18 protein-coding genes are annotated in these 21,582 nt (G+C 51.9%); 15 read left to right on the top strand and 3 right to left on the bottom strand.

Annotated features, from left to right (window positions below; translation table 11 throughout):
- Nucleotides 1–494 precede the first annotated feature (494 nt).
- The 5 genes from JSQ80_RS09550 (at nucleotide 495) to JSQ80_RS09530 (ending at nucleotide 4,614) form a co-directional block, all read left to right on the top strand.
- The gene (locus tag JSQ80_RS09550; protein ID WP_206095146.1) at nucleotides 495–782 is read left to right on the top strand and encodes a hypothetical protein; all 288 of its coding nucleotides are present in this window, start codon (nucleotides 495–497) and stop codon (nucleotides 780–782) included.
- A gap of 95 nt (nucleotides 783–877) precedes the next feature.
- Nucleotides 878–1,498: an immunity protein Imm33 domain-containing protein gene (locus tag JSQ80_RS09545; protein WP_206095145.1), complete on the top strand. Its 621-nt coding sequence runs from the start codon at nucleotides 878–880 to the stop codon at nucleotides 1,496–1,498.
- Between the two features lie 379 nt (nucleotides 1,499–1,877).
- The gene (locus tag JSQ80_RS09540) at nucleotides 1,878–3,176 is read left to right on the top strand and encodes an SPFH domain-containing protein (RefSeq protein ID WP_206095144.1); all 1,299 of its coding nucleotides are present in this window, start codon (nucleotides 1,878–1,880) and stop codon (nucleotides 3,174–3,176) included.
- A gap of 15 nt (nucleotides 3,177–3,191) precedes the next feature.
- Entirely contained in the window at nucleotides 3,192–3,938 is a 747-nt protein-coding gene (locus JSQ80_RS09535) for a hypothetical protein (RefSeq protein WP_206095143.1), read from the top strand.
- Nucleotides 3,939–4,131: 193 nt separating this feature from the next.
- Nucleotides 4,132–4,614: a hypothetical protein gene (locus JSQ80_RS09530; protein ID WP_206095142.1), complete on the top strand. Its 483-nt coding sequence runs from the start codon at nucleotides 4,132–4,134 to the stop codon at nucleotides 4,612–4,614.
- A gap of 67 nt (nucleotides 4,615–4,681) precedes the next feature.
- Here the strand turns inward: JSQ80_RS09530 and JSQ80_RS09525 are convergent, their stop codons facing one another.
- Both JSQ80_RS09525 and JSQ80_RS09520 read right to left on the bottom strand, forming a co-directional pair.
- Nucleotides 4,682–6,130 (bottom strand): erythromycin esterase family protein, encoded by a 1,449-nt coding sequence (locus JSQ80_RS09525; protein WP_206095141.1) that lies wholly within the window; start codon nucleotides 6,128–6,130, stop codon nucleotides 4,682–4,684.
- A gap of 54 nt (nucleotides 6,131–6,184) precedes the next feature.
- Nucleotides 6,185–7,615 carry an erythromycin esterase family protein gene (locus JSQ80_RS09520; protein WP_206095140.1) on the bottom strand — a complete coding sequence of 477 codons (1,431 nt, stop codon included), beginning with the start codon at nucleotides 7,613–7,615 and terminating at the stop codon, nucleotides 6,185–6,187.
- A 112-nt stretch (nucleotides 7,616–7,727) separates the two neighbouring features.
- On the opposite strand from JSQ80_RS09520, the gene JSQ80_RS09515 reads away from it, so the two are divergent.
- The 8 genes from JSQ80_RS09515 to hrpB all read left to right on the top strand — a co-directional run bounded on the left by JSQ80_RS09515 (nucleotide 7,728) and on the right by hrpB (nucleotide 17,791).
- Complete coding sequence (locus JSQ80_RS09515; protein ID WP_176392839.1) at nucleotides 7,728–7,889, top strand: hypothetical protein; 162 nt, start codon at nucleotides 7,728–7,730, stop codon at nucleotides 7,887–7,889.
- A gap of 188 nt (nucleotides 7,890–8,077) precedes the next feature.
- Nucleotides 8,078–9,367 (top strand): NCS2 family permease, encoded by a 1,290-nt coding sequence (locus tag JSQ80_RS09510; protein WP_176392840.1) that lies wholly within the window; start codon nucleotides 8,078–8,080, stop codon nucleotides 9,365–9,367.
- Between the two features lie 248 nt (nucleotides 9,368–9,615).
- Nucleotides 9,616–10,386: a DUF2087 domain-containing protein gene (locus JSQ80_RS09505; protein ID WP_206095139.1), complete on the top strand. Its 771-nt coding sequence runs from the start codon at nucleotides 9,616–9,618 to the stop codon at nucleotides 10,384–10,386.
- A 46-nt stretch (nucleotides 10,387–10,432) separates the two neighbouring features.
- Complete coding sequence (locus JSQ80_RS09500) at nucleotides 10,433–10,819, top strand: GIY-YIG nuclease family protein (protein WP_206095138.1); 387 nt, start codon at nucleotides 10,433–10,435, stop codon at nucleotides 10,817–10,819.
- A gap of 172 nt (nucleotides 10,820–10,991) precedes the next feature.
- A complete protein-coding gene (locus JSQ80_RS09495) occupies nucleotides 10,992–12,785 on the top strand; it encodes a S9 family peptidase (RefSeq protein WP_206095137.1) in 1,794 nt (597 codons plus the stop codon).
- Nucleotides 12,786–13,080: 295 nt separating this feature from the next.
- Nucleotides 13,081–13,656 (top strand): TetR/AcrR family transcriptional regulator, encoded by a 576-nt coding sequence (locus JSQ80_RS09490; RefSeq protein WP_087433832.1) that lies wholly within the window; start codon nucleotides 13,081–13,083, stop codon nucleotides 13,654–13,656.
- A 131-nt stretch (nucleotides 13,657–13,787) separates the two neighbouring features.
- The gene (locus tag JSQ80_RS09485; protein ID WP_206095136.1) at nucleotides 13,788–15,014 is read left to right on the top strand and encodes an MFS transporter; all 1,227 of its coding nucleotides are present in this window, start codon (nucleotides 13,788–13,790) and stop codon (nucleotides 15,012–15,014) included.
- A 185-nt stretch (nucleotides 15,015–15,199) separates the two neighbouring features.
- The gene (hrpB, locus tag JSQ80_RS09480) at nucleotides 15,200–17,791 is read left to right on the top strand and encodes an ATP-dependent helicase HrpB (RefSeq protein ID WP_206095135.1); all 2,592 of its coding nucleotides are present in this window, start codon (nucleotides 15,200–15,202) and stop codon (nucleotides 17,789–17,791) included.
- Nucleotides 17,792–18,769: 978 nt separating this feature from the next.
- Here hrpB and JSQ80_RS09475 read toward each other — a convergent pair.
- Nucleotides 18,770–19,996, bottom strand: a complete 1,227-nt coding sequence (locus JSQ80_RS09475; protein ID WP_206095134.1) for a purple acid phosphatase family protein — start codon at nucleotides 19,994–19,996, stop codon at nucleotides 18,770–18,772.
- A gap of 175 nt (nucleotides 19,997–20,171) precedes the next feature.
- On the opposite strand from JSQ80_RS09475, the gene JSQ80_RS09470 reads away from it, so the two are divergent.
- Both JSQ80_RS09470 and JSQ80_RS09465 read left to right on the top strand, forming a co-directional pair.
- Nucleotides 20,172–20,885: a polyphosphate polymerase domain-containing protein gene (locus JSQ80_RS09470; RefSeq protein ID WP_206095133.1), complete on the top strand. Its 714-nt coding sequence runs from the start codon at nucleotides 20,172–20,174 to the stop codon at nucleotides 20,883–20,885.
- On the top strand, nucleotides 20,885–21,580 hold the full coding sequence (locus JSQ80_RS09465; protein WP_206095131.1) for a DUF4956 domain-containing protein: 696 nt from the start codon (nucleotides 20,885–20,887) through the stop codon (nucleotides 21,578–21,580). The genes JSQ80_RS09470 and JSQ80_RS09465 overlap by 1 nt, the downstream gene beginning before the upstream one ends.
- Nucleotides 21,581–21,582 lie beyond the last annotated feature (2 nt).

Below are 21,582 nucleotides of genomic sequence, written 5' to 3'. Positions count from 1 at the left end.
ATGCAAGAGTGAAGTCTACAGAATAGGCTATATATTAACAAGGTCATTTGGTAGGACTACCCAGTGCCGAATAAGTCAGGCGGCTAAGTCCAAGTAGACTTAACCCATGTAATACCCGTATAAAGATTTATCCATTTCGGTTGTACGCACATCAAATGCTGTTATTTTATAACCAAAATACCGATATCCCGTTACATTGAACAGGTCAATTATGGTCAGATACTACCATGATTGACCTGTTTTTTGTTATCTTCGCTTTCTTGCGGTTTTTTCAAATATAACTGCCATAATGTACATACATAGGACGATTGATAGGGTGAAAGGAAGACGGTCGCAACTTTCGAGTAGGGTAAGCCGACCATAAAGATTGTCAGGAAACAACTGAATGTTTTATATCAACGGGAAGGTCATGTGTGAGAGGCTGGCCATCGACTCCCTCATCTATTATATACAACCGGCAAATCCGTCAAAAGTTTTGCCTGTGGGGGTAACGCATGAATAACGTACAACTTTCCATTGATAAAGTTTCCGTTGAGTATCAAGGAGTGACGCTCCACTTTTACAATCAGCTCGCACTATTGTTTCGAGATTGGTTTGATATTAAACCTGCCATACGTCACAAAGGACATGTATACAATTGGAATTTGGCACTAGGTAACGCTTATCTTTATTTGCGATATCAACCGTGGTGGCAAAAGAAATCATTGAAGTACACGTTGCAAATTGTCGTAATTACGATAAAAAGTGTCGGGCCTTGGCTTCACCAAAAAATTGAAACTTAAAGGTCTTACGAGATATTTGCAGAATAAATCTAAATGCAATTACATAACCATCTCTCTGAATCAACCCATATGCATCCGAAAAGGAGAATATAACCATGATTGTGAGGTCAAAAAGGATAGGCACGCGGACATTTCATGTCACATGCAAAGAGGAATTAGCCGTGGCAGCGGATTCGCTCCTGCAAATATTCGAGGAGTTGGAGCAGGAGAAAGGGCATTTAAAAGACGGTGCGAACATTCAGGTGGGTTGGACCATTCTTTATCTGTCCCAGCGTGGTGAAGATGTTGCCGTTATGGCGCCTGCGTATGACAAAAATCCATTCGTGGATAAAACCGACGATCTGACTGCCTCGCTGTTTGTGCAATTGCAGCAGAACTACTGTCTGCAAAGGCTGCGGCTTGAAGGAGAAGCGGCAGTGTTCCAAGACAAAATCATTGCTGCCAAAGGTGTAATGGATACAGAACGCGTATATCTCGAACGGACTCAAAATGGCGGGGATGGAGATTCAGGCTGGTATATTGGGCCGGTTGATGGGGCAGTCAAAGATGAAGACTTAGAGGCATATTATATATATCAGCTGCTGCACCTTCGGCCGTCTCTGCTGCAAGTGCTGGCGCTGCCCCGGGGGTATATGGCCGTGTACAAAGGCGATGAGATTGAAGCGGTTCTGGACGCTGAAGATGTTAATGTGTGGCCAAGCTCAGATGAATCTTAGTAATTGGGTGCGTGAAAACGTGTAAAGGCTTATTCCTTCCTTTCATCCGCGAGGGAGGTAAGTCTTTTTTTATATGATTTCTATTAGAAAACTGTAACTTATTTGTATGAAAACGAGCGGGGGTTTGATGTATTATCATAGTATTGGAAAAAAATGAAGATAGTTGTTTTGAACTATTTTTATGTTTTCCAGTATTAGGATGGGTTCCGATGCGGCTGTCATTTATAATAGAAACGGGCGCCGAAATGCAAGAGATTAGGAATGCGGGCGCATCGCGGATGCTTTTTGCTTCCTTCTTCGTAGTATAAAAGTAATGGATGAACTCATAGAGGGGCGTGTTGCTCCATAATACATTTTTGTGACGGAGGTCTAATCGGGCATGGCAATCATTGATGTTATCAAATATGACGGTTCACCTGATGTGTTCGCGTGGAAATATCCGAACCATGAGCTCGGAACGTGGACGCAGCTTATTGTTAATGAATCGCAGGAAGCGATTTTATATAAAGGCGGGCAGGCGTTCGATCGGTTCACAGCCGGCAGGCATACGCTAAGTACGGCCAATATTCCGATTCTCAATCATATCGTCAATCTGCCTTTTGGCGGGGATTCGCCCTTCACGGCGGAGGTATGGTATGTCAATAAGCTCCATTCGCTCAATGTGAAGTGGGGCACGCGCTCTCCCCTTCAGCTGCAGGACCCGAAGTATCAACTGTTTGTCAAGGTGCGCTCCTTCGGCCAATTCGGCATTCAAATCGATGACGCCTGCAAATTTCTGGGCAAGCTCGTCGGAACGCTGCCGGTGTTCAATCAAGAGACGCTTACGGAATATTTCCGCGGCGTGTTGATGATGAACATTCACGAGCTTATTTCTTCCTATTTCGTGCATCGAAAAATTAGCATCTTAGAAATCAATGCATACATATCTGACATTTCAAAGCATATTCAAGAACGGGTGGCACCTGCATTCGAGGAGTACGGCATTCGATTGCTCAATTTCTACGTTGATTCCGTCAATACGCCGGAGGATGACCCGGCCACGATACGTCTGCGGGAAGCGCTTGCGAAGAGGGCGGAGATGGATATCATCGGATTCACCTACCAACAGGAGCGCACGTTCGATACGCTCGGGCAGGTGGCGAAGAATGAGGGCGGCATCCAATCGGATCTGATGGGGGCCGGGATTGGGCTCAGCATGGGATACGGCGTTGGCGGCGCAATCGGAGGCGCGGTGTCGCGGCTGGCCGATAAGCTTCAGGTTGAAGCTTACGATAAGGTCTGTTCCAAGTGTCACCGGAAAAACCAGCAGGATGCCGCTTTCTGCACGGGCTGCGGCACATCGCTCGCAGCATCGGATGCTCCCGGGCAGCCAGCAGAGGTGAAGTGCCAAGCGTGCGGTGAAAGGATGCCGTGCCATACCAAGTTCTGCCCGAATTGCGGCGATCCATATAATCCGTGCCCGCAATGCGGCGCCGACAATCAGCCGGATCGGACCCATTGCGCGGAATGCGGGCAAGCCATGCCTGTTCCGTGCCGCCATTGCGGCGAAGCTGTGCCGGACAAGGTCAAGTTCTGTCCGCATTGCGGCGGCGAGACGGCATTGACGTGCAGCCAGTGCAACCTCGAAGTGCAGCCGGGGCAAAAATTTTGCGTGGAATGCGGCAACAAGCTCACGTAGAAGGGAGGGGCCACTTTGAAACAAGACACGCAGTACAATTGGATCACGACGGCGATTTTTCTGACGATATTAACTGTCACGGTTGCTTTGTTTTTTACTTTCAGTGAAATCGATACCCGCGACCTTTCCTGGTGGTTGTCGCTAGGTTCACTCGTATTGGCGGAATTGCTTAGTTATCTGTTCTCTTTCAAGCTGCTTAAGGGCGGACCTGAGTTCAAGGCTGCCGTTCCGGCGTATTTGTCCTTAGGCACCGTGCTGTTTTTCTATGATTTGGCCGTATTGATACATATCGTTTTATTTTGGATCATTTTAGACGTATCTGCGCAAGCGTATCTCTGGATTCAGTTACTTACGTTTGCGGTGGCGCTCGTGATTGCGCTGTTGTTGGGCCTCTCTAAAGTGTTCGTTGGGCGCTTGGTAACGGACGAGCGGATGCGCCTGCAGTCGATGAAGCAGCTGCAGCTCGTCGTGCATGGAGCGCGGCTGGAGCTGGAGGGCTGGGAGCATGCGGAACGTGAGACGATGCTGGAACTGCTGCGCAAGCTGGAGGAGCAAGTCAAATATAGCGATCCGGTATCTCTTCCTGCCATGGTGCTGGAGGAGGCGCAGCTGATGGAGAAAGCCAACCGGCTGGAAGCTGGCGTGCGCTCGGCCGTGCGGGAGCGGCATACGCTTTATTCTGCAGAGGAATTGCGCGGCATGATTCAGGATTTGTCGAATGCGATCCGGCTTCGCAATGAGCAATTGACCATTTTGAAATAGGGTGAGGAGGAAAAAAGGTGCAGGCAGCCTGCCCATATTGCGGCTCCATTCATTTGATGGCGCATATAAGATCGGGACAGTTCTATTATCCGTGTTTGCAATAAGCGTTCCCGGAGTATTGTTGTTCAAGGCTGGGGAGAACAGGAAGAGAAAAGCGGATGCAATCAAAGCAATGCGTCAGCAGGGGATCGTCGTGCGGCGAAAAGCATTCAGTCTCGGCAATGTGCTGCGCGTATTCGGCGGGATATTCCTGTTCTTGTTCGGGATAGTAGTGATGGTGATAACATTATATTGGTCTACGCAGAAAGATAAACTGGAATTATTCCTATTATTTTTGGTTCTGGTCTTTACTCCCGGCGCGTTGATGTATCGGGCGGGCGGGAAGCTTAACAAAAAAGCGGCGGAACAAGATGCGTTGCAGCAAGCGGCATTTATGGAATTCATGCACAATCCGCTTCTATCGGATAGGGAGGAAGATGGGGATTGGAATAAAGACGAGCGGGAAGAAGACCGGGGGCAGTCAGCGCGCCAGGCTGCGGCCGAGGCAGCCGTTAGCGCCCCGCCGTTCCGGCTTCCGAAAATGATTGCCTGCTCTGGCTGCGGCGCACAGAACAGCGTGCCGCCAGGAACGACCGTGACTTGCGAGTATTGCGGTTCCACGGTTTCTTATTTGTAAATGGAGAAAGGCTGCACGCTCAAGCAGATTGCCTGCTTGAAGGTGCAGCCTTTTTGAATGATGCGGATTATTTCAAATAATCCGGTGAATGGACCTTATCGATGAGGAGCATGCCGTCGAATTGCTCCAACGGGATGCTGCTGACCGGCATGACGCCGTCGTAATACGAAATGTTCGGCTGCGTCATCCAAGTGTTGCCCGGGACGCGCGATTGATAGCGCATGTCGACGAAAGTGTAAGGATGGCCTGCGCTCTTCATCACTTCTTCCACGGAATGCGCCATCGGAGGCAGCACATCGGAGAATCCCCCGGCGACGTGCGCGTTTGTGCCTCCGCCCATGAACAGGCCGATGACGTAGCTCTCGTCCTTGAACTTGGTGCTCTGCATCAGCTCGCCCATATGGCGGCGCGGGAGCGAGTTCATCTCTTTGGAATAGGCCTTGGAAATATGGCCGTTATGTGCCCATACGATAATCTTATCGTTCGGATATACGTTCGTGGCCAGCCAGATCAGATTGTCTGCCATCATGCGATCACGGTACTCCGAAGAACGGATAATGGTCATGTAATCAGCCGATTTCCCATTCAGGAACGAGGTGGAGGGAATCGAGATTTCCATATATTGATCGACCACTTCAATCCGGTTGTCCAAAGCCCGTTCCGTTAGCTTCACAATGTGCGGATTGTCCGGATATTGGCTGCGCAACGCTTCCGCGCGCTTCGGCAAGAGCTGGCGCACCTGCTTGTACACGTCCAGCAGCTTCGGCTTCGCTTGGCGGTAAGCCTCGACATCTTCGGACTGCTGCCACTTATCCAACTCTAACTCTGCTTCTTGGAAGCGCTTGGCAAGCTTCTCATCGCCCATCCACTCTCCGGAGATGAGCTGCCCTTGCGGCTGCATGTCGAAGCCGGCAAGCGCCAACGGCGTGTTCGTCTTCTGCGTATCCTTCATATATTGGAACAACGGCACATTCTCCTGCACCCGCCAAATGCGGAAAATGGAATCCTTCATCGTGGCGATCGGCTCTCTCGTCGTCATGCTGCCGTATGCCGAGGCGGCATTGCCCAAATTCGTCTCGAATGCAATCACATTGAAGCCAAGCTCTTGATGCAAGTATTGAATCAGGCGGGTTTTGGCCGAATTATATTCCGCTGCGCCATGCGAGCTTTCGCCCAAATATACGATTCGCTTATCCTGCAGCAGCGGCTTTAAAGCTTCCAAGTCTGTAAACCGTTCCGCCGGCACAACCGTGTCCTTCGTCGTCTCCGGCTGAATGGAGTCCAGCGCAATAGCGTTCTGCCGCATCCATTCTTTCCACTCCTGGCGCGTTTCCGTGCTTGTTCGTGCCCGTTCGGGCGAGGCTGCCGCCAGTGTCGTATCGGCTGCTGATCCCTTCTCCGATGCGGTTTGCCCGTGCGCCGTCGCACCGAATGACAGCAGGGTGCCGAACGTCATGATCGATGCAAGGAACAAGGACGTTCCCCGGCGTTTCCAATTCCTTTTATATGAGTTCAATGATGTGCCCTCCCCATTTGATGAAAAAGTTTTCCTTTTTATCCACTTCCATTTTTACTTCAGAAAAGTAGGCGACTTCACGTTGTCGATGTACAGGATGCCGTCATACTGCTCGCGCGGCACGAATACTTCCGGCAGCAAGCCGAAGTAGAGCGCGGAACGCGGCTCGGCCATCCATGAGTTGCCCGGGGTGATGTCGTGGTATCGCATATCCACGAATGAGTACGGACGATTCGCGGCTTTCATAATCGCTTCCACCGAATCTATCGGCAGCGGCTGCACTTCCATCGACTCGCCTAGGTTATCCGCGTTCGTTCCGCCCCCCATATACAATCCAATCGTATAGCTGTAAGGGCCGAACATCGTCTCCTGCATGATTTCACCCATGAAGCGGCCTGAAACGGGCAGGAACGATTGCTTCATTTTTGATTCTGCCTTGCTGATATGCGCGTTGTGGCCCCAGACGACGATTCGCTCCATTGGATAGATTTCCGTTGCCAGCCACAGGAGGTTGTCCGCCATCGATTGGTCACGCCACTCCATCATCTTCGTCATTGCTGCATAATCCCCGGTCTTCGCCGCTTGATTCGCTGTAATGCTCAGTTCAATGTATTCGTCCACGATGCGGATACGGTCGTCCAGCATCCGGTTCGCCATGGCAATAAAATGCGGGTTGTCCGGGTACAGCTTCGCAAGCTGCGACTCGCGTTCGGCGACCTTCGCCTTGACATCCTTGTACAGCTTCAGCATTTCTGGCTTTACTTTCGTGTAAGATGCCATATCTTCCTCGCTCATCCACTTCCACAGCGACTGCTCTGTTTCGATATAACGAGTCGCGAGATCCTCGTCGCCCATCCATTCGCCAGCCAGGATCGGTCCCATCGGCTGCATGTCGATGCCTGCCACTTGCACTGGCTTCTCCGTCGTTTGCGTCTCCTTTATGTATTGAAACAATGGCAGCGTCTCTTCCGTCCACCATTGCGGGAAAATCGATTTCTTCAGCGTCTCTTCCGGCGTCGTCGTCTTCACGTTGCCGAATGCGGATGCCGCATTCCCGAGCGGAGATTCGAAGGCTACGACATTGAATCCCATTTCTTCGTGTAAAAATTGAATGAGCCGCGCCTTGGCTGAATTGAATTCGGCAACGCCATGCGAGCTTTCTCCCAAATAAACGATTTGCTTGTCCATCAGTATAGGCTTCAACATATCCAAATCGGCGAAGCTGTCTTTCTGTATTTGTCCGTCTGTCGTCTTCACGGGTTGAATCGTATCGAGGGCGTAAGCATTCTCCCGAATCCAGTTCTCCCACTGTTGTCTGAAATCGGTGGAGGTCGTGCCGCTTACGGAAGCTGCCGAAGCGCTCTTTTCAGGCGCAGCTTCCCCATATACAGCCGGACCCCATGACAGCATGGCGCCCAATGAAATAACAGATGCCAGCAGCACTTGAACCGTACGTCTTTTCCAAATTGCGAATGATAAATTCAATGTATCATCTCTCCCTATGAAGTTGGTGTTTTTAACTTTCTCGATGAATCCATCATAACCCCGCCAAGTTGCTCCTGTCCTTCTATTTTCTATGAAAGGAGCGATACGGAAGGTGAATGGAGCACTTAGACGGGTGAAGATTCCGAATGAAGGGCGGAAGCAAGTTAATGTTGAGGCGAAAAGGATGGAGAAAGGCATGAATGAGCTTCTGGTTCGCAAAGGTATACTATATGGAGAGGATGTACTGCGCAAATACGCGATATTGTTCGCATAATCGACATAAATATCGTAAAAATTTGATTTCCCGGGTAATTAATTGACCTAAAAGCGAATAAATCGACAACATCATTGACAAAAAATCGGCTTTCGACTAGGATACGTAAGGTGGCTTTCGCCGAGGCGAAGCTTCCAATTTTCTGCCATATGCTATGAATATGGTGTGAAAGGGGCAGCATGATTGTCATGGAAAAATGGTTTAAATTGAAGGAAAACGGCACGAACGCGCGTACTGAGGTCACGGCGGGCATTACGACGTTCCTGACCATGGTATACATTGTCGTGGTCAATCCCGCAATTTTGTCGAGCGCGGGCGTTCCGTTTCAACAGGTGTTCACGGCAACGGTGATTTCGGCCTTCATCGGCACGTTATATATGGCATTGTTCGCGAATCACCCGATCGCGGTTGCTCCCGGCATGGGCATGAACGCTTATTTTGCGTCGGTCGTCGCTTCCCAGGGCGTGAGCTATCAAGTCGTGTTCGGCACCGTGTTCTTGGCAGGGATTATTTTCTTGCTGCTGACGTTCACCAAGCTGCGCGAAACATTGATTGAATCGATCCCGGCATCGCTCAAGTTCGGGATTACGGCAGGGATTGGCTTGTTTATCGCCTTTATCGGGCTCAAATCATCCGGCATCGTCGTGGCGAATGAATCAACGATGGTTGCGTTCGGCGATTTGCGGCAGCCGGTCACGATGCTGACCTTGGCAGGTTTGTTCATTACATTGATACTAATGGCCCGCAAGGTGCATGGCGCTTTATTTATCGGCATGGCCGCCACAGCGGTTATTGGTTATTTCATGGGAATGATGGACTTCAAAGGCTTCGTGTCTTGGCCTGCGGCTCCGGTATTATTTGATTTGGATATTGCGGGCGTCTTTACGCATGGATTGTATACGGTTGTATTCGCGTTCCTGCTCGTGACGATTTTCGATACGACGGGGACCATGATCGGCGTTGCCGAGCAGGCAGGTCTGATGAAGGGCAATACGTTCCCGCGCGCGAAGCAGGCGTTGATGGCCGACGCGCTGGCGACGACGGCGGGGTCTTTAATGGGCACGACTCCATCAAGCGCCTATGTGGAATCCACTGCCGGCGTCGCCGCAGGGGGACGGACCGGGCTGACCTCGGCAGTCGTGGCGGGATTGTTCTTCCTGTCGCTATTTTTCTCGCCGATTATTGAAGGCATTTCGTCGCTGCCGGCCATTACGGCTCCGGTGCTCATCATCGTCGGCTGCTTCATGATGGACGGGTTGGCGCGCATTCAATGGAAGCAATTCGATGAAGCGTTCCCGGCGTTTGCCATCTTGATCAGCATGCCGCTCACTTCCAGCATCGCGACCGGCATTGCGATTGGCTTCATTACATACCCGCTTATGAAGCTGTTCAGCGGCAAGGGCAAGGAAGTTCACCCCATTCTATATGTGTTCGGCGTCATTTTCGCTATTCAAATGGTGTTTTTTCCGGCGCATTGATGCGGATGATTCAGGCGATCGGGCACAAAACAACATGGCTGGCTGCTTCTATTATATTGCGATGGCTGTACAGGCTGCCGCGCGCAGAACGGAATCTGAACCCGCAGGGGTTTGGATTCCGTTTTTTTATTCGTTTTATATAGGAACAATTGTCGATATAGTCGAAGCATACTAAATGTGGTATTGCATAATAACAAACATTAACATATAATGTTTATATATTAAACAAACAATAAGGATGATTGTTTATGAATAAAACGGTATTGGATCTGTTTTGGAGCGCATCAATCGATGAATTGAAGAAGGGATATATATATGATGCGCAAGCTGAAGAGTACGCCTGCCTCGTATGCGGAGAACGGTTCACGAATGGTGTCGTTTATCAACATGGGAACGTGTTGTATGAAGCGAAAAAATATACGGAGCTGCACATTGCCGAGCGGCATACGTCCATGCTCCATTATTTACTCACGCTGGATAAGAAGCTGACCGGGTTAACCGATCTGCAAAAGGAGCTGCTGCTCCATTTCCATGAGGACCGGAGCGACAACGAGATTTTGAAGCTGATGGGCGGGGGCAGCGCCTCCACAATTCGGAATCACCGCTTCACGCTGCGCGAGAAGATGAAGCAGGCGAAGCTGTTCCTGGCGTTGATGGAGCTGGCCGAATCAAAATCAGATCAGCGGCCGAAGTTCGTGCATGCGCACCGGACAGCCACGATGGTCGACGAGCGATATGCGGTCACGGAGGAGGAGCGGGCAAAAATTTTGGACCAATACTTCACGGAAGGATTGGATGGGCCGATCTCCGAATTTCCGAAGAAGGAGAAGCGCAAAATCGTCATTCTGACTCACTTGATGCAGCGGTTCGATGCGCAGAAGCAGTATACGGAGAAGGAAGTGAATGAGATTCTGAAGACCGCACATGACGAGGAATACGTCACGCTGCGCCGATATTTGATCGAGTACGGATTTATGGATCGCCTTCCCGACGGCAGCGCGTATTGGGTAATGAAGTAAAAACGCGTTGCAGTCCGTGTAATAGAAATGAAAGAGGTGCAATATAATGAATGCAGAAGAGAGAAAGCAGGCAGGCAACATGTACGCTCATTCCCACCGGCTGATGGGCGTGTATGGCTTGAAGCATAAACAAAGCGGAAAATGGTTCATAGCGAGCGCCATGGATGTGAATGGGAAACGCAACGGACTCTACTTTATGCTCAATATGGGCACACATGTGAATAAGAGGCTTAGTGAAGATTGGAAACGGGACGGGGAAGACAGCTTCGAGTTCCACCTGTTGGAAGAAGTGAAGCCGGATGAAGAGTACGTCGCCAGCGATGAAGATCGCAAGAAATATGCGGCTCAACTGAAAAAGCTGGAAGAACAGTGGTTAAATAAGTTGCAGCCGTACGAAGAGAACGGATATCATAATAGACCGGCCGATAAATGATGCTATTTTTTACGGGCCGCAGTAACTGCAATGCGGTTGCTGCGGCTTTTTACGCATCAGGTCATCACTTTACAGCGCAGTCAATTCCAAGCTATGATGAAAAGCATAGAATGCCAAACTTTGGGATGAACTCTCATTCCGACAACCGTTTTGGCGCAAAGGAGGAACTGATATGATACGCTTTCCAAAGCCGGATGTAGAGCAATATTTCCAGACGTACGTGATTCGGCAGTTTGCAGTAAGCGCGGATGAAAGCCGCATCGTGTTCAGCAGCAACATGAACGGGCATTTCAACCTGTGGGCAGTCGATCTAAATGGGGATGCCCTTTTTCCGTACCCGATCACCTATTGCAATCAAGCGAGCGACTTTATCGCCATTGATCCGGAGAAACGTTATATTTTGACCGGATTCGATCATGACGGGAACGAGAACTATCATATCCATGCGCTTCCCCCATCCGGCGGCGCTCCGCTGGCGCTCATCGCAGCGGATGAGAACGATAAGATGTTCTTCGTTCGTCTATCCGAAGACGGAGAGCGCTTGTATTATTCGACAAGCCGCGGCAATCCGAACTTCTTGAACAGCCGCTGCTATAACCTGCTAACGCAGGAAGACGAGCTGATTCTCGAGGGGACCGACACATTGACCGATCTCGACGACATCAGCCCGAACGGCCAGCGCTTCGTGTATGCCAAATCTTATGGCAATACATACCGCGTGAGCTACGCGCGTACGGAAACGGAGGATCTGTGCCTGACCCCGTCGGCCGATGCCGTTCACCTTTCCGGCGATGCGTCGTTCATCGATGACTATACGATTGTATTTCTGACGGATTATGATGCGGATTACGCGTATGTCGCGCAATATCATATACCAACACGCCAATTTTCAGAAGTGTGCCGAATTCAGCAAGAGAGCGCCAAGATTCTGAAATGGAATAAGCAGAACCGGAGCTTGTATCTCGTTACGGAAAAAGGAGTGGAGGACCGCTTATATCTCATTCACTACGATTCCAGGCAGTCCACGCAACTGCCGCTTCCGGTGGCAGTCGTTGATCAACTGCAGGCCGCACGTTCCGGCAATGTGTATGTACTGGGACGGAGCGCATCTTCTCCGGCGAATATTTATAAGTATGAGCAAGGAGAGTGGAAGACGCTTACGCGCAACGTGGTTACGGGGCTTGCCCAAGAGCAGCTCGTCGAGCCGGTCGTCGTGACGTACCGTTCTTATGACGGCATGGAGATAGAGGCGCTTCTCTTCCGGGCGAAGGAGGGGCAGGCGAACGGCTATACGATATTTTGGCCGCACGGCGGACCTCAGGCGGCAGAGCGCAAGCAATTCCGCAGCATGTTCCAATATTTCCTGGCGCAAGGCTACCACGTATTCGCGCCGAACTTCCGCGGCAGCACCGGGTACGGCAGCGCCTTCACGAAGATGGTGGAATGCGACTGGGGCGAAGGGCCGCGCCTCGATTGCGTCGCCGCGATGGATTGGCTGTTCGAGCAGGGCATCTCGAGCAAGGAGCGCCTGTTCGTCGTCGGCGGCAGCTACGGCGGATACATGACGCTGCTGCTTCATGGCCGGCATGCCGACTATTTCCGGGCGGCGGTCGATATATTCGGCGTGAGCAACTTGTTCACGTTCTATCATTCCGTGCCGGATCATTGGAAGCCGCTGATGGAGCGCTGGGTCGGCGATCCGGAGCGGGACAAGGAGCGCTTTATTTACGATTCGCCGATTACGTACTTGGACGGCATGACCAACCCGATGCTCGTCATTCAAGGGGCGAACGACCCGCGCGTCGTCAAGGCGGAGTCGGATCAGATCGTCCAGGCGCTCAAGGACAAGGGCCGCGACGTTGAATACATGGTACTGGATGACGAGGGGCACGGCTTCTCCAAGAAGGCAAATGAAATGCGCGTGTATCGCGCGATGGTCGAGTTCTTGCAGCGGCATCAAGAATAAACGATAAAAAAGCGATTTTCCCGTCAGGTCTGAGCAGAAGACTGGGGAACTATACGACGTGAGGAACGACAAACGGCGCACCCGAAAGCTTGATTCGGCTGCGCCGTTTGCTTGAAGCGGTATCGTGCTTCTCTCAATGTATCGGTAAACAAGTGCCCGCTAATTTTGCAGCTTGCCGAAAAGGCTCATCATAAGCTATAATACATCATATAATTACTAGAAAAACTATTATAGTTTCATTAGTTTTTTATCGCGAATTATAATGTCGGCTGTGTTGGAGGTGGTACCCATATCCATGCGCGAACGTATTATGAAGGCATTTATGGAAGAGCTTCAGGACAAAGGCATCAAGTTTACGATGGACGATTTGGCGCGGAGACTCGGCATTAGCAAGCGCACGCTGTACGAGCATTTTTCTTCGAAGGCGGAAGTGCTCGACACGATCATCGAGCAGACGCTTGAAGAGGGCGACGCGAAGACGAACGAGATTATCGAGGACAAATCATTGTCTTTAATGGATAAGATGAAAGCCGTAATGACCGTTCTGCCGAATCACTTTGAACTATACGATATTCGCATCTTGGAACAGATGAAGCGCGTCTACCCGGAGCAATGGGTGAAGATTGACAAGGCTTTGAAGGATGATTGGGATACGCTGCGCATTCTGATTGAACAAGGGATGGAAGCAGGGACGATTCGCAAGCAAAATGTGGCCTTTATTATGAAGGTCATTCTGGACGCAGTGAATTCGACTTTGGATCAACGCTTTTTTGCGCAGCAGAACATCGCGCTGCCTGAGGCATTGGAAGCCATTGCCGATGTCATTATGTACGGCCTCGTCCCGCGTGAGAATGAATCGACCGAAAAATGATGCGCGTGTTGACGTGCTCAGCAGTGGCGGCTCGCCTTGTTCAAGCTAAGCGGCCGTCTCTGCATGGCCAATCCGGTTAGGATTGGTGTAAGAAAACTGAAAAAAACGAAATAGTTTTAGGAGTGGGATTTATGTCATTACTGCGGCAGCTGACACGTACGCAGTGGATTGGCCTTGTGTTGGTTATTAGTATTTTGTTCGTCGACATGTTGTTGTACAGCTTATTTATTCCGGTAGTGCCGTATTTTACGGAACAATACCAGATGTCTTCGACGACGCTTGGTATTTTATTTGGCAGCTATGCGGCGGCGTTGTTCCTGACCACGCCGATGTTCGGACGTATTACCGATCGGCTGGGCCGGCGAAAAACGATTATTTTGGGGCTCATTTGCATGATTGCCGCCACGCTGTTGTTCGTCTTCTCCCAGACGACAATGACACTCATTTTGGCCCGGTTCATTCAGGGATTGGCTGCGGCGGCGTCTTGGACGGCGGCGTTGGCCTTGTTGGCTGATCTGTTCCCGGGTCCGATGCGCGGAGCTGTTATGGGGATTGCCATGACAGGCATTTCCTCGGGGTCCTTGCTCGGTGCTCCCATTGGAGGCTGGCTGTTCGAAGTGGGAGATCATCATACACCGTTCTGGTTTGCAATGGGACTGACGTTGCTTATTACTATTTTGGTCGTGCTGCTGCTGCGTGAACCGAAGCGGATGGAACGTCCTGCGGAAGGAGGAGCCTTCTCGCTCCTGCGCCACCGCACCGTTCTGTTCATAGCTTGTGTCATTCTGCTGGCGGAGACGACATTGACGATGCTTGAGCCGCTTCTGCCTGTATATGTAACGGAACGGTTCCAGCTATCCCCGCTGACGCTTGGTCTGCTCTTCGGGGCAATGACCTTATGCTACGGCCTGATCGCGCCGATCTCCGGTTCGCTTGCCGTGCGTTATAATCCGTTCCGGCTCATGCTGTTCGGCCTGGCAGGCTTGGCCGTCACCTTGCCGCTTATCGTCATGGCGACCAGCGTGCCGCTTATGATGTTGGCAGGATGCTTCATCGGAGCTGCGGTCGGCTTCACCTTGTCGCCGACATTGCCGACGCTCGGCAGCATAGTCGACAAAGATGCCGCAGGCGGAGATTACGGCGCCGCGTACGCGCTGTTCAATATGATTCACGCCGTCGGCATGATGCTTGGGCCTGTCGCCAGCGGGGTGTTGACGGATACATTGACAGTCACGACATCGTTAGTCGTCGTCAGTACCGTCATCCTTTCGGTTGCGATCAGCTTCTCTATATTAATGCGTCGTCATCCGAAAACGTACTCGCTTGGTATGCAAGCCAAGGCAGAAATGCATGTATAACCTCGCTTTCCGATTCATCTGCCTGCCCTTCTGACTAGATGCCGCTCTTTGGAGCGGCTTTCTTGCATTTTGCGTGCCTCCCGAGCTGTCTGTTGCTATTGTCATTGCGAGGCTATCTTGTCTATGATGGACAGGGGTATAATGGACAAAAGTGCAGCTTTTTATGGTTGGAGTGATATGGATTGATGCATCAGCATTTACCGATAGATGAAGTGTTGCCATCATTGAGGCGGGCGCTGTCGGAGCGCACAGGGGCGGTTCTTGTCGCCGAGCCGGGCGCAGGGAAAACGACGCGCGTCCCGCTTGCGTTATTGGAGGAGCCTTGGCTGCAAGGACAGCGGATCCTGATGCTTGAGCCAAGGCGGATCGCTGCGCGTTCGGCTGCGCGCTTCATGGCGCAGGCGCTCGGTGAGAAGGTCGGGGAGACGGTCGGTTACCGCGTCCGCTTGGATACGCAAGTTAGCGCGAAGACCCGAGTGGAGGTCATTACGGAAGGGATATTGACGAGAATGCTGCAGGACGACCCTTCCCTGGACGGAGTCGGTCTCCTTATTTTTGACGAATTCCATGAGCGTCATTTGCATGCGGATCTAGGACTTGCGCTTGCGATTGAATCGCAAGCCGTCCTGCGCGATGATCTCCGCATCTTGGTTATGTCGGCCACGTTGGAAGCCGGACCTGTGTCCGGCATGCTGGGCGGGGCGCCGATTGTGGAAAGCCGCGGGCGCAGTTATCCGGTGGATACGCATTATTTAACCCGCCGGGACGATGCGCGCTTAGAGCAGAAGGTTGTGCGTACCGTCATAACAGCCCTTGCCAGCCATGAGGGCGACATGATGGTCTTTCTGCCGGGAGCGGGTGAGATCCGGCGTGTGGAGGAGGCGCTGACCGAGGCGTTGCGGGCGCAATCACTTGAGGGGCGGGTAAATATTGCGCCGCTGTACGGACAGCTTTCTCCGCAGGCGCAAGACGCGGCCATAGCTCCGAGCGGTAACGGCAGCCGTAAGGTTGTGCTGGCCACCGCGATTGCGGAGACGAGCTTGACTGTGGAAGGCGTCCGCGTCGTCATCGACAGCGGTCTGATGCGAGTGCCGCGGTTCTCGCCGCGAACGGGGATGACACGGCTGGAGACGATGCCCGTCTCCAGGTCATCCGCGGATCAGCGGCGCGGGCGGGCTGGGCGGCTGGGCCCTGGCGTCTGCTATCGGCTCTGGACCGAGCAGGAGCAGGCACAGCTTTCAGCGCACGGCACACCGGAGCTGTTGGACGCGGATCTGGCGCCGCTGGCGCTGGAGCTTGCGGTATGGGGTGCCGAAGCGGCTGCTCTGCAGTGGCTGACGCCGCCGCCGGTCCCGGCGTTGAATCAGGCTGCGGATCTGCTGAAGCAGCTCGGGGCATTGACTGCTGCCGGGGCGCTCACGCCGCATGGCCGCCTGTTGGCCCGTTCCGGTCTGCACCCGAGGTTCGCGCATATGATTGTGCAGTCCGCGCCGCTTGGGCTGGGTCAGACAGCTTGCCAGCTGGCCGCGTTGCTTGGCGAACGGGATATCGTGCGCAGCGGCCCCGGGACAGGACCGTCAAGCCCAGATTTGCGCCTTCGCATGGAGATGCTTATTCAAGCGGCGGGCGGGGGTAAGCAGCGTCTTGCCGGTCGAGTGGCGCAGGCGCAGGTGGATGCGGCAGCGATTCAGCGTATTCGAGAGCAGTCCGAGCAATACATGCGCATTTTTGAGATTGGCGCTGGTAAGGAGACTTGCTCCGAACCGGCGCAGAAGTCCATTGCAGTGACCCTGCAGGATGAGGCACAGGCATGGAGTCTGCTGGCGGCGTTCGCTTACCCGGACCGGATTGCCGAGCGGCGCGCAGACGGGCGCTATCTGCTGCGGAACGGCCGTGGCGCGGCATTTTCGCAAGCCGCGGCTGCAAATTCTCCACTGGCGCAGGCCCCTTATCTGGTCGCGCTGCATCTGGACGACCAGGGCGCTGACAGCCGCATTTTGCTGGCGGCGCCGATAGAGCGCTCCATGCTGGAGCAGCATTTCGCCGCTGACATGGCGCGCGAAGCGCACATTGCATGGGACCGGACGACGAAGTCCGTCCGTGCCCGCGAGCGCGTGCGCCTGGGCGCGCTCAAGCTCAAGGACGCGCAGCACCCCGCGCCAGACGCGGACGAGGTGTTGCGCGCCCTGCTGCAAGGCATTGCCCAGGAGGGGCTTGCCTTGCTGCCATGGACGAAGCACGCGCGCCAGTTGCAGGCGCGGCTCCAGTTCATGCACGGGCATTGGCCTGATTGGCCCGATGCCCGTGACGAGGCCCTCCTCGCGGCGCTGGAGGAGTGGCTGGGCCCGCATGTCTACGGCATGAAGAGCCGTGACGATCTTCAGAAGCTGAACGTTAGCGCCGTGCTCGAATCCATGCTGCCGTGGGACATGCGGCAGCAGCTTGAGCAAGAGGCGCCTACTCATCTTGTCGTGCCGAGCGGCTCCCGTATCGCGATCGACTACAGCGATCCGGAGCGGCCTGTACTGGCGGTGCGACTGCAGGAGGTGTTCGGCCTGAAAGAAACACCGCACGTTGCAATGGGGAAGGTGCCGCTGACGCTTCATCTGCTCTCACCGGCACAGCGCCCGGTGCAGGTGACGCAAGACTTGGCAAGCTTCTGGAAGACGACATACTTTGACGTTAAAAAGGACTTAAAAGGGCGATACCCAAAGCACTATTGGCCGGATGATCCGCATGAAGCGATAGCGACGCGCAGAACGAAGCCTCAAGGATAGCAGGCAAACGGCTGATAGTATTGAGGCGAGAGAGACATTTCGGGTGTATGATACAACGTGCCTTCATCGATCGATAGTTGAAGAGACCGAGCCGTCAGAACACATGTCTGATGGTTCGGTCTTTTTTAATAACGGAAGTATGCCGTATGCCGTGATTGGAGCCAACCTCCCCAACGTTCAGACGCTGCGAAACCTCACGGAAAGGGCTTGTGTGATCCTATTTTAGGAAGCAAACAGCCTATGAAAGTGCGCCTGACGAGCAGTTATATTTTTTACAGAAAAAGGATGATTCGATAACTAAACATACCTATCGAACTCTTAGCGCCACTCTCCCCAAGGTTCAGAAATGTATTATCGTGAGAACAAAAGATATGCTGTTTTCACTGCGGTATAGAAAACTGTAGGCAGTTTTTGCCTTTTATTTGGGAGGCCGCTTTCTGATGCACCGGTAGACCTGGCGCAGGAACACTTGCATTGGGGTATATCTAGGGGAGACGAGAAGTTTCATACAGGCTGCAGATAAAGCTTCTGATTAAAGGGGAGAATGAGCATAAGAGTCAGTAGTATATACCGTCGTAGGCAGATGTTCTGAGTGAAGGGTAGAATGGTCATAAGAGCAAAATGGCAGCACCGTAGCGGTCAGGTGTTCTGAGTGAAGGGGAGGATGGTCATAAGAGCAAAGTGGCAATACCGTCGCGGTCAGGTGTTCTGAGTGAAGGGGAGGATGGTCATAAGAGCAAAGTGGCAATACCGTCGCGCTCAGGTGTTCTGAGTGAAGGGGAGGATGGTCATAAGAGCAAAGTGGCAATACCGTCGCGGTCAGGTGTTCTGAGTGAAGGGGAGGATGGTCATAAGAGCAAAATGGCAGCACCGTAGCGGTCAGGTGTTCTGAGTGAAGGGGGGAGCAGGCAAGGAGGTAGAGAGGCGAACTCTGCCGCCTCGCTTTTTCAGGTGGAATCTCATCTTGTTCGCTGCAGTTCAATGCTTGAGTACGAATTCGTCCAGCTTCGTTCCATCAACATCGTAGGCTTGGTAGGTCAGGGTGTCGCCATTGATGCGGATGCCCGCAAACGTTTGCTTGTTAGGCTGAAAATGGACTTGATGATAATATTTATCCTTCTTCTTCGCATTTAATTTTGCTCCTGAAGCATTGGTCACGACATAGACCGTTCCTTTTCCTTCCGCAACGATTTGGTCGTCTTTCAAAGGATACGATCGCGAATATTCATGGTTATGTCCTTGCAGCACCAGATCGACACCGAACTCGTCGAACACGGGAACCCATCGCTTAAGTACGGATTGATCCTGATTGCCGCCGTACGGACCGCGATGCAGAGCTACGATAATCCACGCCTTGTCCGTGGCAGATAAATCTTGTTGTAGCCATTTGGTTTGCTCTTTTTTATTAGATTCTGTATTTAAAAAAACGAAATGGACTGGCCCGTAATCGAACGAGTAGGTTGTCCCTGGAATAGAGCCGTCTGCTCCATTGTCAGGCACGTTGAAATGCGATACATAATGGTCCGCATTCTTATCTACTTCGTCGTGATTGCCTGTCGCCGGCATGAGAGGGAACCGCGTCAGCCACGCTTTCGCTTCGCTGAAAAGATAGTCCCACTCCGATTCATCCTCGGGATCCTCAGTCAAATCGCCATTATGCACGATAAACCGCGCATCTGGAAACTTTCCAAACGCCTGATTTAACGTGTGTCCCCAAATCTTAAAATCGCGTTCTGTCACACCTTGAGAATCGGTAACGTTAATAAAAGTGAAATCGGTCAGCTCCTCCGCTTCGGTCGTGAACGTGGCGGGCTCACTCCATCCGTCAGGATCGCCGTTTCCGACCCGATACGTATAGTCGGTTCCCGGCTCAAGATTGTCCACATTTGCTTTATGAACCCCTTGAAGACGCCCCTTGCCAATATCTAGCGTAGTCGTCGCTCCCTTTATCGTAATAACCTGTTGCCCCTCCAACGCATCGGGATGCGTCCCTTTGGCTATTTGCACGATGGCTGCCGTATCGGGATCGTTCGTATGCCACGTGAAGGCCCGGCTCGTGCGGGGATCGCCCTTGAACGTGGTTACGAGCGACTTAGGCTTGACGGAAGCCGCTTCCTTCGCCTGCAACAACTCGGAATCGCAAGCTGCTGCAATGAACATGATTAGAATCGCTGCGAGTGCCCACAGCCCCTTTTTTCCACCCATGCTCCTCGCTCCTCTCATTTCATAATGATGTTCTCTTTATCAAATCTTAACGGTGAACTTTATTCAACCCCAAAATGAAATATGTTGAAAACTTTCAGTTGGCATTCAGGTTCTATTCAGTGAAAAATTAGCTGCGCATTGTAAAGTGTTTGTAATGCAGAAAGGGGTGTATCCATTGAACCCGTCATTGAAGTTCCGTCATGAGTTGAAATATCACATGAATTACCATCAGTATCACATTATCCGCCAACAGCTGATCAATATGCTGCAAAGGGACAAGCATGCTCAAGCGGCTGGCGAGTATCATATTCGCAGCCTCTATTTTGATGATATCGACAACAAAGCTTTGCATGAGAAGCTGGGCGGAGTCCGGGATCGGGAGAAATATCGAATCCGGATTTACAACCTCTCGGATCGGGTCATTCATTTGGAGAAGAAAATTAAATTCAACGACTACATTGCCAAAGTGAAAGAGCCGCTAACCAGAGAGATGGTTGACTCCATCTTGGCTGGACGTTATGAGGTGCTCAACGTTCCGGAAAGGCCGCTGCTGTTCGAGGTGTACCGCGAGATGAAAAACAGGTTGTTAAGGCCCAAGGTTATCGTCGATTATGTCCGCGAGGCATATGTATCCAGGGCGGGCAACGTAAGAATTACGTTCGATAAGCGTCTCAGAACGGGACTGAACGCCATCGATATTTTCGCTCCCGATCTGAAGACAATCGATGCTTATGACAACAACGCCATCGTATTCGAGGTGAAGTATGACGAGTTTTTCCCCGAATACATTCGAACCGCAATCCAGGCCGAGGGTCTGATGCGTCAATCTAATTCCAAGTACGTCATATGCCGCAAATATTTAAAATTCAACACATGGGAGGATCAATAATGGATCAGAACACATCGACCAACTTTTCCGATCTCATCAAGAAATCGGTGCTTGAAAATTTCAACTCGGATATCAGTGTCGTTACCATTTTGCTGACGATGTCTATCGCATTCGTAATAGGGCTCTTTATTTACTTGTTATACAAGCGGGTGTTCAGCGGCGTGCTATATTCCAAGAGCTTCAACGTCTCGCTGATTGGCATGTCCTTAATAACTGCGCTCGTTATCATCGCGATCAATTCCAATTTGGTGCTGTCGCTCGGGATGGTCGGCGCATTGAGTATCGTCCGCTTTCGAACGCCGATTAAAGATCCTACGGATTTGATATTCCTGTTCTGGGCGGCTGTGGCGGGCATTGTCACTGGTGCAGGATTTTATACGCTGGCCGTTGTCGGCTCTGTCATCGTAGGCTTGGTATTATTTATTTTCATTAAAAGCGCTTCGTTTGAGACACCTTATTTGCTCATAGTCAATTGCGATTCCGCTGAGAGTGAGCAGGGTATTCTGCAGAAGCTTAATTCACTGGTCAAACGCTTTAATGTGAAGCAAAAAACGGTCACGGACTCCGGCGTCGAAATGACAGTGGAGGTTCGCTTGGGCCAGGATGATCCGCGTTTCGTTAATGAAATTACGAAGCTATCCGGAGTGAGCAATGCTGTGTTAATCAGCTACAGCGGCGATTATGTATCTCAATGACA

It is taken from the genome of Paenibacillus apiarius, assembly GCF_017052585.1.
Taxonomy (GTDB): Bacteria; Bacillota; Bacilli; order Paenibacillales; family Paenibacillaceae; genus Paenibacillus_B; species Paenibacillus_B apiarius.
This window is presented reverse-complemented; position numbering and strand designations above follow the sequence as displayed.

Bases quoted from the DNA above. Each gene is read 5' to 3' on its own strand.
- JSQ80_RS09550 (WP_206095146.1), top strand. From the start codon at position 495: ATGAATAACGTACAACTTTCCATTGATAAAGTTTCCGTTGAGTATCAA.
- JSQ80_RS09545 (WP_206095145.1), top strand. From the start codon at position 878: ATGATTGTGAGGTCAAAAAGGATAGGCACGCGGACATTTCATGTCACA.
- JSQ80_RS09540 (WP_206095144.1), top strand. From the start codon at position 1,878: ATGGCAATCATTGATGTTATCAAATATGACGGTTCACCTGATGTGTTC.
- JSQ80_RS09510 (WP_176392840.1), top strand. From the start codon at position 8,078: ATGGAAAAATGGTTTAAATTGAAGGAAAACGGCACGAACGCGCGTACT.
- JSQ80_RS09505 (WP_206095139.1), top strand. From the start codon at position 9,616: ATGAATAAAACGGTATTGGATCTGTTTTGGAGCGCATCAATCGATGAA.
- JSQ80_RS09500 (WP_206095138.1), top strand. From the start codon at position 10,433: ATGAATGCAGAAGAGAGAAAGCAGGCAGGCAACATGTACGCTCATTCC.
- JSQ80_RS09495 (WP_206095137.1), top strand. From the start codon at position 10,992: ATGATACGCTTTCCAAAGCCGGATGTAGAGCAATATTTCCAGACGTAC.
- JSQ80_RS09490 (WP_087433832.1), top strand. From the start codon at position 13,081: ATGCGCGAACGTATTATGAAGGCATTTATGGAAGAGCTTCAGGACAAA.
- JSQ80_RS09485 (WP_206095136.1), top strand. From the start codon at position 13,788: ATGTCATTACTGCGGCAGCTGACACGTACGCAGTGGATTGGCCTTGTG.
- hrpB (WP_206095135.1), top strand. From the start codon at position 15,200: ATGCATCAGCATTTACCGATAGATGAAGTGTTGCCATCATTGAGGCGG.
- JSQ80_RS09475 (WP_206095134.1), bottom strand. From the start codon at position 19,996: ATGGGTGGAAAAAAGGGGCTGTGGGCACTCGCAGCGATTCTAATCATG.
- JSQ80_RS09465 (WP_206095131.1), top strand. From the start codon at position 20,885: ATGGATCAGAACACATCGACCAACTTTTCCGATCTCATCAAGAAATCG.